This window comes from Leifsonia sp. Root112D2 (assembly GCF_001424905.1).
In the GTDB taxonomy this organism is placed as follows: domain Bacteria; phylum Actinomycetota; class Actinomycetes; order Actinomycetales; family Microbacteriaceae; genus Root112D2.
The window spans coordinates 101,338-118,896 of record NZ_LMCU01000001.1; the positions used below are offsets into that span (position 1 = coordinate 101,338).

At 65.5% G+C, this 17,559-nt stretch carries 13 protein-coding genes; 7 read left to right on the plus strand and 6 right to left on the minus strand.

The genetic code is table 11. From position 1 onward, the window contains the following. Positions 1-59: 59 nt before the first annotated feature. Together ASC63_RS00460 and manA are read right to left on the minus strand one after the other, a co-directional pair. Positions 60-1,097 (minus strand): hypothetical protein, encoded by a 1,038-nt coding sequence (locus ASC63_RS00460; protein WP_157487526.1) that lies wholly within the window; start codon positions 1,095-1,097, stop codon positions 60-62. Between the two features lie 247 nt (positions 1,098-1,344). Continuing rightward, on the minus strand, positions 1,345-2,946 hold the full coding sequence (gene manA, locus ASC63_RS00465) for a mannose-6-phosphate isomerase, class I (protein WP_055808702.1): 1,602 nt from the start codon (positions 2,944-2,946) through the stop codon (positions 1,345-1,347). Positions 2,947-3,120: 174 nt separating this feature from the next. Between manA and ASC63_RS00470 the strand changes: the two genes are divergently transcribed. From ASC63_RS00470 to ASC63_RS00490, 5 genes are all read left to right on the plus strand, one after another. Then, a complete protein-coding gene (locus ASC63_RS00470; protein ID WP_055808704.1) occupies positions 3,121-4,299 on the plus strand; it encodes an acyl-CoA dehydrogenase family protein in 1,179 nt (392 codons plus the stop codon). 191 nt (positions 4,300-4,490) lie between these two features. Continuing rightward, positions 4,491-5,837 carry an O-antigen ligase family protein gene (locus tag ASC63_RS00475; protein WP_055808706.1) on the plus strand — a complete coding sequence of 449 codons (1,347 nt, stop codon included), beginning with the start codon at positions 4,491-4,493 and terminating at the stop codon, positions 5,835-5,837. 8 nt (positions 5,838-5,845) lie between these two features. Then, the gene (locus ASC63_RS00480) at positions 5,846-7,153 is read left to right on the plus strand and encodes an O-antigen ligase family protein (protein WP_055808707.1); all 1,308 of its coding nucleotides are present in this window, start codon (positions 5,846-5,848) and stop codon (positions 7,151-7,153) included. 117 nt (positions 7,154-7,270) lie between these two features. Beyond that, positions 7,271-8,512, plus strand: coding sequence for a hypothetical protein (locus tag ASC63_RS00485; RefSeq protein ID WP_157487527.1), 1,242 nt, complete (start codon positions 7,271-7,273; stop codon positions 8,510-8,512). Between the two features lie 98 nt (positions 8,513-8,610). Then, entirely contained in the window at positions 8,611-10,500 is a 1,890-nt protein-coding gene (locus ASC63_RS00490) for a glycosyltransferase (protein ID WP_235491686.1), read from the plus strand. Positions 10,501-10,509: 9 nt separating this feature from the next. Here ASC63_RS00490 and glf read toward each other — a convergent pair whose 3' ends face one another. Genes glf through ASC63_RS00505 form a run of 3 tightly spaced genes read right to left on the minus strand, consistent with a single transcriptional unit; the run spans position 10,510 to position 14,093 of the window. Next, complete coding sequence (glf, locus tag ASC63_RS00495) at positions 10,510-11,670, minus strand: UDP-galactopyranose mutase (protein ID WP_055808714.1); 1,161 nt, start codon at positions 11,668-11,670, stop codon at positions 10,510-10,512. After that, the gene (locus tag ASC63_RS00500) at positions 11,670-12,971 is read right to left on the minus strand and encodes a nucleotide sugar dehydrogenase (RefSeq protein WP_055808715.1); all 1,302 of its coding nucleotides are present in this window, start codon (positions 12,969-12,971) and stop codon (positions 11,670-11,672) included. The genes glf and ASC63_RS00500 overlap by 1 nt, the downstream gene beginning before the upstream one ends. 42 nt (positions 12,972-13,013) lie before the next feature. Continuing rightward, complete coding sequence (locus ASC63_RS00505; protein ID WP_055808717.1) at positions 13,014-14,093, minus strand: glycosyltransferase family A protein; 1,080 nt, start codon at positions 14,091-14,093, stop codon at positions 13,014-13,016. A gap of 50 nt (positions 14,094-14,143) precedes the next feature. On the opposite strand from ASC63_RS00505, the gene wecB reads away from it, so the two are divergent. Together wecB and ASC63_RS00515 are read left to right on the plus strand one after the other, a co-directional pair. Further along, on the plus strand, positions 14,144-15,211 hold the full coding sequence (wecB, locus tag ASC63_RS00510) for a non-hydrolyzing UDP-N-acetylglucosamine 2-epimerase (RefSeq protein ID WP_055808719.1): 1,068 nt from the start codon (positions 14,144-14,146) through the stop codon (positions 15,209-15,211). Next, positions 15,208-16,377, plus strand: a complete 1,170-nt coding sequence (locus ASC63_RS00515; RefSeq protein ID WP_055808720.1) for an acyltransferase family protein — start codon at positions 15,208-15,210, stop codon at positions 16,375-16,377. Before wecB ends, ASC63_RS00515 begins: the two co-directional genes overlap by 4 nt. A 62-nt stretch (positions 16,378-16,439) precedes the next feature. On the opposite strand, the gene ASC63_RS00520 is transcribed toward ASC63_RS00515, so the two are convergent. Next, a complete protein-coding gene (locus ASC63_RS00520) occupies positions 16,440-17,546 on the minus strand; it encodes an acyltransferase (protein ID WP_082486950.1) in 1,107 nt (368 codons plus the stop codon). Positions 17,547-17,559 lie beyond the last annotated feature (13 nt).

Here is a 17,559-nt window from a genome sequence, read left to right on the forward strand (position 1 = left end):
TCTCCGCGTCACACTGCGGCGAGACGGATGCGGCCACGCGCTTCGCAGCCACCGCCACACTACCGTCTCGCCCCGCTGCGCCTCCCTGCGCCACTCGACGTCTCGTGCCCGCTTCGGCCCTCCACAAAACGACGGACTTTTCGATCCAAAGACCCCTTCTGCGCCTGCCATCGCGGTGATTCGTATCGCTTTACCGTCGTTTTCGCGAGCGCGAGGTCTTCGGCGAGGGCCTGGCGTAACATCGCCTCGCAGAGATGCCATTTGCCGCGGAACATGCGGTAGCGAATCCTGAGCGTGCGTGTGCCCAGCACCGTCGACTTTGCGTCGCGGTCGCGATCCGTCTCGATCGCGTCGAAGTTGTCATGCGCCGAGCCGCCGTCAATCTCAACATAGGTGTGTGGGCCGATCTGGCCATCGGCATGGCCCACACCCGGCAGAAAGGGCTGAGGGAGAAAGGGAAGACCAGCCGCCTGGCAACGGAGTCGAAATTCGGTCTCGCCTCCGGCGCCTGCCCGGCCGTCGACGTCGTATCGCCACGATTGCACGCGCTGTGGCGCCCGTGCAAAGATCTCTTCGAGCTGGCCGGAGGTGATTCCCTCCAGACCTTGATCGCTCGCGTGCAATGCAGCATCCAGGCACACAATCGCCGTCACGCGCTCGGCCGTTCGGAGCACGTGCACGAGGGCATCCACCACGGGTACGCGCCAGGCGCAGGGGTCGAATCGTTCGGCTGCGCGATCGGTCCACGAGACCACGCAGTTCTGGTTGTCGGACGGTTTTCGGCGAACTCTCATGTCGTTCATCGAGCGCAGGGCGCGCGCATCCGCCGGAACCGTGACATGCAGCGCTTCAGTCTCCGGAGTCCAATGCCCGTAGCTCTTGAGAGCACTCAACCCGGTGAGCCGGCCGCCAACGCGAACGGCACGGATCGCATCCGGTGGAGCGTTGCTGGGGCAATACCATCCCTGTCGGGCGCGCATGATGACGCCGCCACGGCGAGCATTCCGGATCTGCGCGTCACTGTGTCCGAGTGCGAGCAGGTCGCGCCGTCGCAGGAAGAGTCCGTTGCCTCTGAACGTCTCGAGAATCGACTGCATGTCACGATCATGCCGAGCCGACGCCTCGCGCATCCGCACCTGCTGCCATTCTGTGCACAACTCGTCACGCGCACCCCCTGTGCAGGACGGGCGGGCCTTGCGCGCAGCCTTGAGTGCCGTCCCGTCCAAAACAACGGAGAAAAGCCCTCCAACGCCCGATTCCTGCGCAAAATCAGCTCTGCAGTCAACAAACTCCGTCGTTTTGAAGAAGCTCGGGCGGGGACACGAGCGCGCGAAGGCCGCAGCGCTACGCGTTCGCAGTCGCGAAGAAGACGGCGCCGGCGCCCGAAACAGTGATGGATGCCTCCTGGGGCGTCACGTACACCGACTCGCCACGCCGCAGCACGCACAGGCCCGTTGCGCCATCGAGTTCGACCGCGCCGTCGACGCAGAGCGCAATCGCGGCTCCCCTCAGCGGAATCGTCGCGGGCGGTGCATCCGGCACCACCGGCGCCGGGACGACCAGAAGGTCAGGCGACCCGGCCATCACCTCGGCGAGTGGAATCCCCGCGGTGCTTGTCGAGGCCACGAACCCGGCATCCGACGCACCATTCGTCAGCGCAGCATCCGCACCGTCCCAGGCATCCGCAGCATCTCCGGCTCCCCCGGCATCAGCACCATCCACGCCGTCCGCGGCTCCCTCGGCACCCCCGCCGTGCCAGCCGCCCGAGGCGCCCGCACCGTCCGCGCCTCCCCCCGCACCTGCCCCGTCCTTGCCAGCCTCGACATCCGCCCCCACCTCGACACGCCACAGCGCGAAATCGGGCACGTCCGGCCGAAACTCGTCAACTCCGGGCGCGACATGCACCGCGGCAATATACGGCACGGGAAGCGGCGTGAAATCGAGCACCGCAAGCAATTCCGGCACATCAATGTGCTTCGGTGTCAGGCCGCCCCGCAGCACGTTGTCCGACGCCGCCATCAGCTCGACGCCCAGCCCCTCGAGATAGGCATGGATGTTGCCCGCCGGCAGATACAGCGCCTCACCACGCCGCAGCGACACCCGGTTCAGCAGCAGCGACAGCACGATGCCGGCGTCACCCGGATACGCCTCGGCGAGCGCCCCGACCGTGCGCAGCTCGCGATCATGCGAGCCACCGCCACCGCCAGCCACCAGCCGAGCGGATGCCGCGACCACGGCGTCCACGAGCGGCTCGACATCGGCGCCACCGCCCAGCAGCCAGCCGACGGTCTCGCGCAACATCTCTCGGGCGGCATCGACGGATGCCACACCCCGCGACACCCGCACCCGGAACGCCGCGAGCGCCGCGGCACCAGCCGCCACACCGGCGGCACCAGCACCAGCACGCGTTGCAGCACCAGCGCCCGCTCCCGCTCCCGCACCCGCACCCGCATCCGCATCCGCGATCAGTCGATCAAGGATCGCCACGCTCTCGCCCACCTCCCGAAATCCGCACAGCGCCTCGAAGCGGTCGCTCAGCGCGTAAATCAGCTCCGGCTTGTGGAACGGGTCCTTATAGTTACGCGACGGCGAATCCAGCGGCACCCCGGCGGCATTCTCGGCGGCAAAACCCGCCGCCGCACGCTCCGATGACGGATGTGCCTGCAACGACAGCGGCCCGGCCGCCGCCAGCACCTTCAGAAGAAAGGGCAGTCGCTCGTGGCCCTGGCCTAACGCGGCCATCGGATCCGCAGCGATCCACGCCGCGAGGTCGTCTGCCCCGCCCGTCTGTTCGGGCGACAGCACGCGGCTGGGCGAGCCGGCATGCGCCCCCAGCCACAACTCGGCCTCCGGCTTTCCCGATGCGGGCGTGCCCAACAGCTCCGAAATCGCGGTGGTGGAGCCCCACGCGTAGTCGCGAGGCGTGTTGCCGATGCGCACAAACATCCGTTGCCCGCCCCTTTCGATTGTTAGACCAAACTACCAATCGCTTTCGCGCGCGCCACCACCGCGCTTAGGCTGACGCTGTCCCAGCGGTCGGGCCACGGATGCGCGCCGCCGGGCCGGCCACGACACCGACAGCGCGTCACCTTGAGGCGCCCCTCACGCAATGGAGCAGACATGGCATTCGAGCCCCTCGCCAGCGACTTCTACGGATTCGAGAACCTCCTCACCGATCGGGAAAAGTCGTTTCTCACCGATCTGCGCGCCCACCTCGAGACCGAGGTCAAGCCGCTCGTGAACGAGTACTGGGAACGGGCAGAATTTCCGATGTCGATCATTCCCGGCATCCACAAGGCGGGCGTGATCGGGCTCGGGGATGCCGAAACGCAGGCGTTCGAGAACTCGGCCGTTTTTCGCGGCTGGGTGGCTCTGGAACTCTCTCGCGTCGATGCCAGCGTGAGCACCTATGTGGGCGTGCAGAATGGGCTCGCCTTCGGCTCAATAGCCCTCACCGGATCGGACGAGCAGCGCGCCAAGTGGCTGCCGAAGATGGCATCCGGTGAAACGATCGGTGCGTTCGGGCTGACCGAGCCGCTGTCGGGGTCGGATTCGGCGCAGGGCCTGCGCACTGTCGCGACCCGTGACGGCGACAACTGGGTGCTCAACGGCTCCAAACGCTGGATCGGCAACGCGACGTTCAGTGACATCACCGTGATCTGGGCCCGCAGCGCCGAGGACAACCAGGTCAAGGGCTTCATCGTGCCGACGTCAACTCCCGGATACACGGCGACGAAGATCGAGGGCAAGCAGAGCCTGCGCATGGTGCAGAACGCCGACATCACGCTCGAGAACGTGGTCGTGCCCGAGAGCCTGCGGCTGCAGAATGCCAACTCGTTCAAGGACACGGCCAAGGTGCTGCGCCAGACGCGCGCCGAGGTGGCGTGGGCCGCGGTCGGAGTTTCGGTCGGGGCCTATGAGGCCGCACTGAAGTATGCCCGTGAGCGCATACAGTTTGGCAAGCCGATTGCGTCGCATCAGCTCATCCAGGATCTGCTGGTCAAGTGCATGGGCAATATCACCGCGAGCATCGCGCTCTGCGTGCGGGTCTCGGCGATGCTCGATGCCGGGGAGCAGAGCGACGAACACTCCGCCCTGGCCAAGGCATTCACGACGAGCCGCATGCGCGAGACCGTCGCGTATGCCCGCGAGATTCTCGGTGGCAACGGCATCGTTCTCGAATACGACGTGGCGCGCTTCTTCGCCGACGCCGAGGCGCTCTATTCGTACGAGGGCACCCGCGAGATGAACACCCTCATCGTGGGGCGGGCCCTCACCGGCCACGCCGCCTTCGTCTAGTTCCTCGCTCCCCGGCCCCTCCCGCACCCGGCCCGCCCCACCTGCGGCCTGTGCCCAAAACGACGGACATTTTCACAGTTAGCGGATGCGTTCCCCATTTTCGCGCGCAAAAGCCTCCTTTCTCCGTCGTTTTGGGCAAGAACTCCGGCGGGCGGGCGGGGGCGGGAGGCCCGGGCGAATACGCTGGGGGCATGCCCGTGGAACCCAGCACCCCCGCCCGAGCGGCCGGCACAGCGGCGGCCGACACGGCTGCGGATGCCGCGCGGGCCCACCCGGCACTCGTTCCGTTCGCCTCGCTGCTGCTCTTCACCCTGCTCGCGGGCGAATTCTGGCGCGATCTGCTCAGTTGGTGGGGCTGGGGGGTGCTCGCCGGCATCCTGCTCATCGCCAGCGTGGTGCTGCTCGTGCGCGAGCGCCGGAGAATCATCTGGCACCGGATGCCCACGATGCTTGGCCTGTTCCTGCTGCTGGCCACGGTCTCGCTCGTGTGGTCGTTCTATCCGGGGGCATCCGCGCTGGGCCTCGCCGCCCAGTGGGCCACAACGGCCGCCGCACTGCCGCTGGCACTCTGCCTCGACTGGCCGCAGCTCCTGCGCGTGCTCAGCGCCTCGCTGCGCTGGATCATCGGACTCTCCCTGGCCTTCGAACTGTTCGTCTCGGTCTTCATTCGCCACCCTGTACTGCCGTTCTTCACCGACTACGGCCACGAAAAGGTGCCCAACGCCTTCTACTGGAGCCGCGACCTGCTCTTCCACGGCGGCCAGATTCAGGGCATCCTCGGCAACAGCAACCTGCTGGGCATGTGCGCCCTGCTCGCCCTCATCGTGTTCGGGGTGCAGCTGGTCGACCGCACTGTGCGGCGCGGCAGCGGCATCACCTGGCTCATCCTCGCCGTCGTCACCTTCGGCCTCACGCGCTCCTCCACCGTGATCATCGCCACCGTCTTCACCGCCGTCGTGCTCATCTTCGCCCTCTGGACCCGTGCCGCGCGCCCCAACAAAAGACTGCCCATCTACGTGACGGGGCTGGTCGTGGCGGCGGCATCGGTGGCATCCGTCGCCGTCGCCTGGAACGGCATTCTGCAGATCTTCGGCAAGAGCGAAGACCTTACCGGCCGCATCACCATCTGGCAGCACGTGATCGACCTGGCCGTGCAGCGCCCCACATTCGGCTGGGGCTGGGTGAGCTACTGGGCACCCTGGGTCGAACCTTTCACGCATCTGGCCGAACGTAAGGGCGTCACCTACCTGCAGGCCCACAATGCGTGGCTGGATGTCTGGCTGCAGATCGGCATCGTCGGTCTCGTCATCTTCGCGCTGCTGGTGGCCACCACCCTGCTGCGCACGTGGTTCTTGGCCGTCGACCGGCCCCGCACAGGCATCACCAACGATCAACCGTTCACGGCGACAACCCTGCTGCCGCTGCTGATCCTCGCTGCCCTGCTCGCCCAGAGCGTGGCTGAGAGTCGCATTCTTGTGGAGGCAGGCTGGGTGCTGCTCGTCGTCTTCTCGGTGAAGACAAAAATGGCCCGGCCGTAGAATAAAGCATGACGACTACGCCGCCGCGCAGGCCTGTCATTCCGGCAATGGCAACCGAGTTTCTCGGATCGCCGCGATTCGCATCCGCTCTCTCGCTCATTGCGGTCGGCACCGCCTTCTGTACGAACCTGCTGCGGGACACCATGGGGTGGGGCGGCCTGCTCGGCATTCTCGGCGCGCTCGCCCTGCTCGCCGCGCTGTCCCTCGTGGCGCACCGCGGCATGATCGAGTGGCAGGGCATTCTGCCGATCTCGATTCTCGTCTTCGTGGCCTGGTGCGCCATCTCCATTTTCTGGAGCATGTACCAGTGGGCGACACTCGCCGCGATCATCTACCAGGTGGCGTTCTTCTTTCTCGGCGTCTACGTGGCGCTCGTGCGCGACACCATCCAGGTGGTGCGCGCGGTCGGTGACGTGCTGCGCGTGCTGCTGGCGGCATCCCTGGCCCTTGAGGTGTTCTCGGGCGTGATCATTGACATGCCCATCAGATTTCTCGGCATCCAGGGCAACATCGCCACGGGGGGCGCCATCCAGGGCCTGTTCGGCACCCGCAACCAGCTCGGCCTGGTGGCGCTCATCGCGTTCGTGACATATCTCATCGAGTGGCGCACCCGATCCGTGCGCCGCAACACCGCCATCGTCTCCGTTCTGCTTGCCGTCGTCAGCCTGTACTTCAGCCATTCGCCGGTGATCATCGCCGTGCTCATCGTGGTGCTGCTGGCGACCCTCGCGCTCTATGGCATGCGCCAGCTGAAGGCCGAGCACCGGCTCTTCGGCCAGTTCACGCTCGGCGTGCTCGTCGTCGCCGGCATAGCCGCCACCTACGCGGCGCGCGAGTGGGTCATCGCTTTTCTCAATGCGCAGGATGTGTTGACCGTGCGCTATTCTCTCTGGTTGCAGATGTGGCATCTCATCTCCGTGAACCAACTCCAGGGCTGGGGCTGGATCGGGTTCTGGCGCGGCGATCTACCGCCATACTCGATCATCAACGCCAACACGGGAGCCTGGCACGCCAACGGCCTGAATGCGTTCCTGGATGTCTACCTGCAGGTGGGTCTCATCGGCTTCCTGCTGTTCAGCGCCATGGTCGCCCTCGCGTTCAGCCGCTCCTGGCTGCTGGCCTCCAACAAGCGCAGCGTCGTCTACGCCTGGGCGCCTCTGATCATCATCGTGCTGGTGGCCACCTCCATGGCCGAAAGCGTTCTGCTCATCGAGGTGAGCTGGATGCTGATGGTCGTGTGTGCGGTGAAGGCCGCGCAGGGCATGAGCTGGCGCACGGCGCTCACGGCGCCCGTTCCCGCACCGACCGAGCGGTGACGCATCCGCTGGTACTATCAACCGATCTGACGCAACGCCGATGTTCACGTCGTTGTGATGAGTTCCTGCGGCCGGCAGTGAGTCGAACAGCGAATAAGGTGCGGTGATGGTGGCGTGGTGAGCAGGCGCAGCATCGCACGTTTCGGTGGCGGCTACGGGCTATCGGTCATCGTCGGCGGTGTGCTCAGCGTCGCGGTCATTCCGGTCGTCATCATCGTCGCGGGCACCACGGCGTGGGCCACCATCGCCGTCGCGCAGGCCGTTGCCGGCTTCGGCTATGTGCTGGTCGCGGCCGGTTGGGGCGTCACCGGCCCCACGGATGTCGCCTCCCGCACCCCTGAACGGCGCGGCCAGTTCTATATGGACTCCCTCGCCACCAGGGGCTGGTTGTTTCTGCTCGTGCTCGTGCCCGCCGCCGTCATCGCCATTCTGCTCACCGGCCATGATGCCGCGCTGGCCGCCGTCACCGTCGCATCCGGATTGCTCGCCGGGCTCTCCGGAGGCTGGTTCTTCGTGGGCGAGGGCAGCCCGATTCGATTCCTGTTGATCGAGACACTGCCGCGCAATGTCGGTACGGTGCTCGGTGCGCTGGCCCTGATCCTCACCCAGAATCCGCTCTGGTATGTAGTGCTGCAGGGGGTCGCCGCGCTGGCATCCACCGTTCTCACCTCGACGAATGTGCTGCGCCGCTACCCGGGCTGGGTGAGCGATCTCTCGTTCGTGCGTGGCATGAGGCGGCTGAAAGAGCACGCCTCGGCCATCTCGATGTCTGCCACAAGCACCATCTACGTGAACCTGCCGATAGTGATAGTGCAGGTCTTCCTGCCGCAGGCGACGGCGGTGTATGCGCTGGCCGAGCGCATGATGCGCCTCGCCCTGTATTCCACTCGGCCGCTGGTGCAGGTCTCCCAGGGTTACGTGCCGCACCCGGACATCGCTGAACAAACCGTGCGTGGCCGCCGCGTTTTCGTGATCACCACGATGCTCAGCGTTGCCGGTGGTCTGCTCTACGCTGCGTTTGGGCCGCTCGCCGGAGACCTCCTCTCCGGATCTGCGCTGGGCCTGCCGTTCTCCGTGTCGATTCCGATGGGAACGGCCCTGGCCGCGATACTGCTCTCCCAGGTCACCGGCTTCACCCTTCTGAACTCCTTCGGGCTCACCCGTTCCCTGGCGATCAGCACTATCGCCGGCGCCATCGTCGGCGCGGCATTCCTCATCCCCGGGGCGATCCTTTTCGACCTTCCGGGCCTCGCATGGGCTCTCGCGGCATCGGAGGTCGCCGTGCTCATCGTTCAACTGTTCATGCTGAGACCCCACCTCTTCAGCGGGCCGCAGGTCACACGCAGCCAGCGCGGGTAGGCTCTACCGGGTGCGGGGGCGAGTGCCTTGCGCGCACCGTATTCCCCGCGACGAATCGGAAGTGATCACGAGTGAGCCAGTGGACGACAATTCAGAACGTGGTCTTTCCTCAGGATCATGACGCCGATGTGTTGCCGCTGTACGCCGATCCCGAGACGTGGGCCACCATCGGAGGCGCGGCTGTTCGCGTGAGCGCCCGGTCGCACATCGACGACATCATTTCTCGCTCGAGCGCGCGCATCGGCGCGGGCAGGCGCACCTCCTTCGCCAGCTACTTCAATGCCTTCCCGGCGTCATACTGGCAGCACTGGACAAATGTGCAGCACGTGCGCCTCAGCTTGCGCACCACCGGGGTCGGCACCGTTCTCGTATACCGTTCCAACGCCCAGGGCATCGCCCAGCGCGTGGAGTCCCGCTCGATCTCCGGCGACGGCGTGACAACCGAGTTCGAGTTGCCCGTGCGCGGCTTCGGCGACGGCGGCTGGTACTGGTTCGATATTGTCGCCAACAACAAGGCTGTCGTGCTCGAGGGTGGCGAATGGCAGACTTCCGAGAGCCCCGTGCAGAGCGGCAAGGTCTCGCTCGGCATCACCACCCTGAACAAGCCCGACTACTGCGTGCGAACCCTGGCCACGCTCGCCTCCAGCCCGCAGCTTCTCAACGAGGTCGACCGCATCTTCATCGTCGACCAGGGAAGCAAATTGGTCACCGATGAGCCCGGCTTCGCGGATGTTGCGGCGCAACTCGGCGACAAGCTGCAGGTCATCATCCAGGCGAATTTGGGCGGATCCGGCGGCTTCGCACGATCCATGGCCGAGACGCTCGACCGAGAAGACAGCGCCTATGTGCTGCTGCTCGACGACGACGTGAAGGTCGAGCCCGAGAGTATCCTGCGCGCGCTGCACTTCGGCAGGCACTCACGCAAGCCGACGCTCGTGGGCGGGCATATGTTCGACCTGCTCGATCGCCCGGTGCTGCACGCCTTCGCCGAGGTCGTCGATCTCAAACCCTTCATCTGGAAGGCGACGTTCAAGAAGGATGTGCCTCACGATTTTCGCGTGGCCAACCTGCGCCAGACCCGATGGATGCACGCGCGCATGGACGCGGACTACAACGGCTGGTGGTTCTGCCTGATTCCCACCGCTGTGGTGCGTGAGGTTGGTCTTGCGCTGCCCGCCTTCATCAAGTGGGACGACGCCGAATACAGTCTGCGGGCACGCGGACACGGCTTTGCCACCGTGAGCATGCCCGGGGCGGCGCTCTGGCACGTCTCCTGGCTTGACAAGGACGACACGCTCGACTGGCAGGCCTATTTTCACGCTCGCAACCGCATCGTCGCCGCGCTGCTGCACTCGCCGTACAAGCACGGTGGCCTGCTGCCGCGCGACAGCCGGCGCTGGGATCTCAAGCATCTGCTCGGCATGCAGTACTACCCCGTCACGCTTCGTCACCGCGCCCTGCGCGATGTGCTCAGTGGCCCCGCTCACATGCAGCAGGGCATCGACACGATACTTCCAGAACTGATTGCCGCCGCGAAGGACTTTCCCGAGAAGCGTGTGCTGCGCACCGATGACGAGCTGCCTGTGACGAACCGCGGCAAGCAGGTCTATCCGATCGCGCCGGGCACGCAGCAGAATGAGGGTCCGACCGGCCTTCCCCTGATCGTGTTCACCGCGAAGATGGTGCTGCGGCACTGGTTTACGAAGCCGAGCAGGGCCAACATCGAGCACCCCGAGGTTGAGCTCTCCAAGCGGGACGCGACCTGGTTTCACACGCCGTACTTCGACAGCGCGCTGGTCTCGACGGCTGACGGCACCGGCAAGAGCTGGTACCGGCGCAATCCGCGCACCTTCCGCCGGATGCTCGCGGAGAGCATCCGGCTGCACCGCGAGCTCTCGCGCAACTGGGAGACGCTCTCAAAGCAGTACCGCGAGGCGCTGCCTGAGATCACCTCCGTCGAGGAGTGGCGCAAGACCTTCGAGCGCTAAGCCCGGTGCTTACGCGGTGCGCGCCCGCAGTTCAGGCTCAAGCTTGTTGCTGAACATCGTGAGAGCCGAGGCGATGGCCATGTGCATGTCGAGGTACTGGTAGGTGCCGAGGCGGCCGCCGAAGTAGACGTCCTTCTCCCCGGCCTGCAGCTCGCGGTATTTCAGCAGGCCCGCGCGGTCATCCGCGGTATTCACCGGGTAATATGGCTCGTCGTCGCGGGTGGCGAAGCGCGAGAACTCCCTCATGATGATCGTCTTGTCGCTCGGGTATTCGGTGCGTTCCGGGTGGAAGTGGCGGAATTCGTGGATGCGCGTGTACGGCACGTCGGCATCCGCGTAATTCATCACCGGGGTGCCCTGGAAGTCGCCGATGGGCAACACCTCCTGCTCGAAGTCGAGCGTGCGCCACGACAGCGCGCCTTCGGAATAGTCGAAATAGCGGTCGATCGGCCCCGTGTACACGACGGGCACGCGACCGACCGTGGCGGCCTTGTTGATGGGCTGCGACTCGTCGAAGAAGTCGGTGTTCAGCACGACCTCGATGTTCGGGTGGTCGGCCATGGCCTCGAGCCACGCCGTGTAGCCGTTGACCGGAAGGCCTTCCCACGTGTCGCTGAAGTAGCGGTTGTCGTAGTTGTAGCGCACCGGAAGCCGGCTGATGACCTCGGCGGGCAGCTCGGTAGGGTCGGTCTGCCACTGCTTGGCGGTGTAGTCGCGAATGAAGGCCTCGTAGAGGGGCCGCCCGATGAGGGAGATGCCCTTCTCTTCGAGGTTTGCGGCGTTCTTGGTGTCGTATTCGGAAGCCTGCTCGGCGATCAGCGCGCGCGCCTCGTCGGGCGAGTATGCGGCCGCGAAGAACTGGTTGATGGTGCCCAGGTTGACGGGCAGCGGAAAGACCACGCCGTCGTGGTTCGTGTAGACCTTGTGCTGGTAGTTGGTGAACTTCGTGAAGCGGTTGACGTAGTCCCACACGGTCTGGTTCGAGGTGTGGAACAGGTGCGCGCCGTACTGGTGCACCTCGATGCCGGTCTCCGGATCGGCCACGCTGTACGCGTTGCCGCCGATGTGCGGGCGCCGGTCGACGACCGTGACGGTGAGCCCGAGTTCGGTGGCGGCACGCTCCGCGATGGTGAGCCCGAAGAATCCGGACCCGACGACGACGAGATCCACTAGCTCACTCCCCCGGCGCCGATGACAAGCCGGGGAACCCCGACCCAGTTCTGTGCCGTCGTCGTGTTGCGGCCGTCGACGATCAGGCGGATGCCCGGAAAATCGGCTGCGGTCAACTCGCCGTACTCAGCATGGTCGGCCTGCACGATGGCCAGATCGACCGGCGCGCCGTCGTCATATGGGGTGAACCCCAGCTTCGTGAGCTCATCGTCTGAGTACAGGGGATCGTGCACCAGCACCTTCGCGCCCCGCTCGGTGAGCGCGGCGACCGTCGGGAAGACTCCCGAGAACGCCGTCTCCTTGACGCCGCCGCGGTAGGCGGCGCCGAGCACGACGGCAGTGAGTCCGTTGAGGTCGCCGAGCACACCGGCCGCCTGCGCGACGACGCGCTCGGGCATCGACGCGTTGAGAGCGCGAGCCGTGCGCACGATTTCGGCGTCGTGATCGGTCGAAAGGTAAAGCCGGGGATAGACGGGGATGCAGTGGCCGCCGACAGCGATGCCCGGCCGGTGAATGTGGCTGAACGGCTGCGAGTTGCACGCGTCGATGACGGCGTAGATGTCAATGCCAACGGTGTCTGCATAGATTGCGAACTGGTTGGCGAGGCCGATGTTGACATCACGGTACGTGGTCTCGGCGAGCTTGGCCATCTCCGCGGCCTCGGCCGTTCCCATGTCCCACACGCCGTTGGGTCGGGGCAAGTCGCTGCGCTCGTCAAAGGTGAGCACCTGCTCATAGAACTCGGTGGCGCGACGGGTGCCCTCCGCGGAGAGGCCTCCGACGAGCTTGGGGTACTTGCGCAGATCGGCGAAGACGCGGCCGGTCAGCACGCGCTCGGGCGAGAACACCAGGTGGAAGTCGGTGCCCTCGGTGAGTCCAGAGACCTCCTCGAGCAACGGCCTCCAGCGCCCGCGCGTGGTGCCGACAGGAAGTGTTGTCTCGTAGGAGACCAAGGTTCCGGGGGTCAGGTGCTCGGCGAGGGAGCGGGTCGCCGCATCCATCCAGCCAAAGTCTGGTTCGGCCGTCACATCGTTGACGAAGAGCGGCACGACCAGCACGACGGCGTCGGCGCCGGGTACGGCATCCGCATAGTCGGTGGTGGCCCGGATGCGACCGGCCGGCACCAGCGCAGCGAGCTTCTCCTGCAGTTGCGCCTCACCCGGGAACGGCTCGATGCCGCGGTTGACCGAGTCGACCACCGCCGCATTCACGTCGACACCGATCACCTCGTGCCCCTGGTCGGCGAACTGAACCGCGAGGGGAAGACCGATTTTACCGAGGGCGATGACCGCAATACGCATGGGTTCTAGTCTATTGGCTCGGGGCAAGCCGGGCCGCCGCGGTCAGCGCCCCACGCGCACGAGCATGGAGGCTGCCATCATGCGCAGCGGTGCCTCCCGGGCCAGGAGGCGGCCGAAGGTCCGAGGGATGAGTGTCGAGGGTCGCCCGAATCGGCGGCGGCGGACCGCAGCCGCCAGCAGTTGCCGGTCCGGGACATGCGGGTTGCTCATCGCATCGACAAGCGAGCGATCCGCCTGGGAGAGAAAAGTCAGCGCCGCGGGTGCAGCGTCAATGCAGCGCTGCACTCCGAGCGCGAGCGCCGTGCGCTCCGCAACCGACCACAGCTCGACCGTCGGCCTGTTGTGCACGAGCGCGAACAGGTGCACGCGAAAGAGCTTGACAACGAGCGCGGTGCGCTGTCGCGCATCGAGGCCACGAACGACCTCGCCGCCGAGCAGCCGGCGCATGAATTCGAGATCATCGGCGATGCTGCGGGTTGCGAACGTCACCCGGTCTTCGGCGTCGTCGTGGATGAGATAGGCCGGCCCTCGCCGATCAAACGCGATGCGAGCGCCGGAGAACCACACGGCGGTGGCGTACTCGACGTCTTCGCCAGAAGGCAACCCGCCCATCATGCGCAGCGAGCCGAAGCGCTCTCGAGACACCAGCCCGAGCGGTGCCGAGCGGTACGACAACCTGTCGCGCAGACCGTCCAGTGACTGCGTGCGAAACGGCCGGGTCGGCGGTGTGGCAACCGGCGTTCCCCTGGCGTGCGCGAGACGGGGAATCACGACATCGGCCTCGGCACGTCTTTGCAAAGCCAGCCAGGAATCGATGGCTCCGGGCTGCAGCTCGTCGTCCGAGCCCATGATCGATGTGAACTTCGCCGTCGCCGCCTCCAGCCCCGCGTTGAAGGGACCTGCGGGGCTTGGAATGCCGTCCTCAATCGTGAGCAGTCGCATCCGCTCGTCGTGTACCAGCTCGCCGAGATTGCGCGTGATGGCGCCGGGGTCGGTGTTGTGGCACACCACGCTGACACGCACGGCTGAGCGGGTGTAGTTGAGCACCGAACCCACCGCACGCGCAAGGGGTCGGGCAGGATCGTGCACCGCAATGATGTGATCGACGAGCGGTTCCGGCACGATCCGACGGTATCAGCCATACCGTCGGCCACCGTTTAGACTCGACTCCCGTGAAGATGATTAGTGTCGTGGGCGCCCGACCCCAGTTCGTGAAGCTCGCTCCCATCGCGCTCGCGGCCCAGACGGCGGGTGTCGAGCACGTCATCGTGCACACCGGCCAGCATTATGACCCCATGCTTTCTGATGTCTTCTTCGAGGACCTCGGCATTCCAGCTCCCGACGTTCATCTTGGCGTCGGTTCGGGCAGTCACGGCGTGCAGACCGGCTCGATGCTCTCCTCTCTCGACGCGGTGTTCGAGGAACACCGACCAAACTGGGTGCTCGTTTACGGCGACACCAATTCCACGATCGCCGCTGCCCTCAGCGCGGTCAAGATGCACATCCCCGTCGCTCACCTCGAGGCCGGACTGCGCTCGTTCAACCGCCGCATGCCCGAGGAGCACAACCGGGTTCTCACCGACCACGCCGCCGACCTGTGCCTGGCGCCGACGCAGGTCGCGATGGAGCACCTCGCACACGAAGGACTCGCGGAGCGTTCGCTTCTTGTCGGTGATGTGATGACGGATGTGCTGCTGCGCGTGCGCGACGAGCTCAGCGATCAGCCTTCAGTGCTCCTCGATGAACTCGGACTGGCCGCGGGTGGCTTCTACCTCGCCACGATCCATCGCGCCGAGAACACGGATGACCCAGCCCGCCTCGCCCAGATCGTGCAGGGCCTCTCTGTGCTCGACAAGCCCGTCGTGCTGCTGGCGCATCCACGGATCGTCGCCAAGGCGGCCGAACACGGCATCACGATGAGCGCCGGCTCGCTCATATCGCGCCCCCCGCTGGCCTACCCCGACCTCATCGCGGCTGTGCTCGCAAGCAGCGGCGTCGTCACCGACTCCGGCGGGCTCCAAAAGGAGGCCTTTCTGCTTCGCGTGCCGTGCACGACCGTGCGCAGCGAAACCGAATGGGTTGAGACGGTCGAGCTCGGCTGGAATGTACTCGCCAATTCGAGCGCCGAGATCGCGGCTGCGGTCACGCGCGAACGGCCGAGTGACACGGATGCCGCACCGTACGGTGACGGCCACGCTGCGGCTCGCGTCGTGCAGGTGTTGATCGATCGGGCGGAATGAGTTCCATAGCGGGCTCCCCCGCGGTAACCGCAGAGGGCCGCACGGTTCGCCTCGACTCGCTCACCGGGCTGCGATGGTGGGCGGCCTTCGCCGTCTTCGCGTACCACATGCGCAATCTGGCGCCGCTTCCGCATTCGGGCATCTTCGTGTACGGCAACTATGGCGTCACCTTCTTCTTCATCCTCTCCGGCTTCGTACTCACGTGGTCGGCGCGACCAAGCGTCGCCCCCACCACCTTCTGGTGGAGGCGCTTCGCCCGCATCTATCCTTCACACTTCGTGGCGTTGCTGTTCGCGATCCCGGTCTTTTACAGCTTCGATCCGGATCCGGCCCAGACCTGGGTGAAGCCGGTGTCGTTCGGCATTCTGGCGCTCTCCTTCGTCTTCCTTCAGGGCTGGTCACGGGACCCGGCGATCCTGTTTTCGGGTAACCCGGCCGCCTGGACGCTGAGCTGTGAAGCTTTCTTCTACGCCCTGCACCCGGCCCTGCACCGAGCCTTCCAAGGGCTGACCAAGCGCGGCGCGCTGTGGGCGACGGTCGGCGTGATAGCGCTGGCTTTCGCCTATCGCATCGCCGTCATTGCGTGGCCCAGCTCGTGGCTGGGTTCCCTACCGCTGCCAATCACTCGCGTCAGCGAGTTCATCATCGGCATCGGCATTGCGCGGGCGATGATCGCCGGCTGGAAGGTGCGCATCAAGCCGTTGTGGGCCTATCTCCTCGGAGCCGGGCTCATTCTGTGGGTCTTCATCAGTGTGCGCTGGGAAGGAGACAACGCCGTTGTGCGCTTCATACTCCAGACCTCAAACGAATGGATCATCATCGCCTGCGCCGTCACCATTGCTGCCGTCGCGTGGCGCGACGTCACCGGCGGGCAATCCATTCTGCGCTGGCGCCCTCTCGTCGTGCTCGGCGAATGGTCGTATGCGTTCTACCTCGTGCACGCCACGTTCGTCTACATCGCCCTCTCCCTCTTTGGCGGCCAGCGCACGGCGTGGTCCAACCTGCTGTGGTACGCCGCGCTGCTCGCACTGTCGTTGGCGGGCGCCGCGGCCCTGCACTACCTGATCGAGAAACCATTCGAACGGTATATGCGCGCCTGGTGGGACGCCCGGCTCAAGCGCAAGCAGCTCGCGCGTTCAGCGACGAGTGCGGAATCCTCGACCTAGTTTCATCACGCGAGCGGTACGTCGGCGCCACCGGCCCCTGTGAAATCCCCCTCCCACCCCGATCAAAAGAACCGGCGCAGATATGGGATTCGCAGCGCCACCATGCTGACGGCAAACGAGACGATCGCGACGCCTGCCCACACAAGCAACGCTGTCCAGAACGACGTAGAGAGCGGAGCAACGATTCCCGGGAAAAGCACCTCAGCGAGAATGAGGAAGAAGAAGTGGATAAGGAAGGTGCCGAACGACGCAGCTGAGAGCGTTTTGAGCCTGCGAGCGGCACGATCGGAGAGGACGATTCGCGACATCCACCCTTGCGTCACCAGGAATATTCCGATGGTCGCCAGCGCGACGACAGCGCCGATGTAACTCACCGGCGCGATCGCCTGGAGAGTCGCTGCTCTCGGCGCAATTCCGTACTGCCAGACGATCTCGACAAGAAGCAGGGCCGTTACCGCCGCGACTATGACGGTCCAGAGACGGCTGAGCACGACATTGCGCAGAGCCCACCCGATGAGGAAGTATCCGACATAGGGAACCCACTGGGTAAGCGCACTCAGTACGATCGGCCGCGGCGACCCGTGCAATGCAGAGAGGCCGGCGAGACTGTAGACGAGCAGGGTCGCCACAAGAACTGCAACGGCGAAGATGACGGCGCGTCGCTGGCCGCCCTGGTTCAGGAATGCGGCAAGGATCGGCGCCACGGCGTACAGTCCTACAATCAGCCACAAGAAGTACAGATGCGTGTAGGTCTTGCCATCCACGATCAGCTGCAGCATTCCGCCAACACCTAGCTGCTGGTGGCTCATCCCGACGCGCACCACGAGGAGGTAGAACAACTGCCAACCGACGAAGGCAGGGCCGAGCCTCAGCAACCGTTTTCGATAGAAGGCCGACGGACCGAGTTCGACCGTACGGGGACCGAGCAGAAGCGCTCCACTTACCATCACGAAAGCGGGTACAACCCAGACGTTGCCGAGATCGGCTGCGGCCGCCGCCCACCACGTGACGGATCCCCGAATGTCCTGGTTCGAAACAATACCGCCGAAGACATGGATCGCTACCACGCCCAGAATCGCTACCACCCGAAGCAAATCCAACGCCGCGGACCGAGACGTGGCCGGCTGCGGCTCAACCAGCCCTCTTACCCGTGCACCATCGGTTGCCATCCAACCAACACTA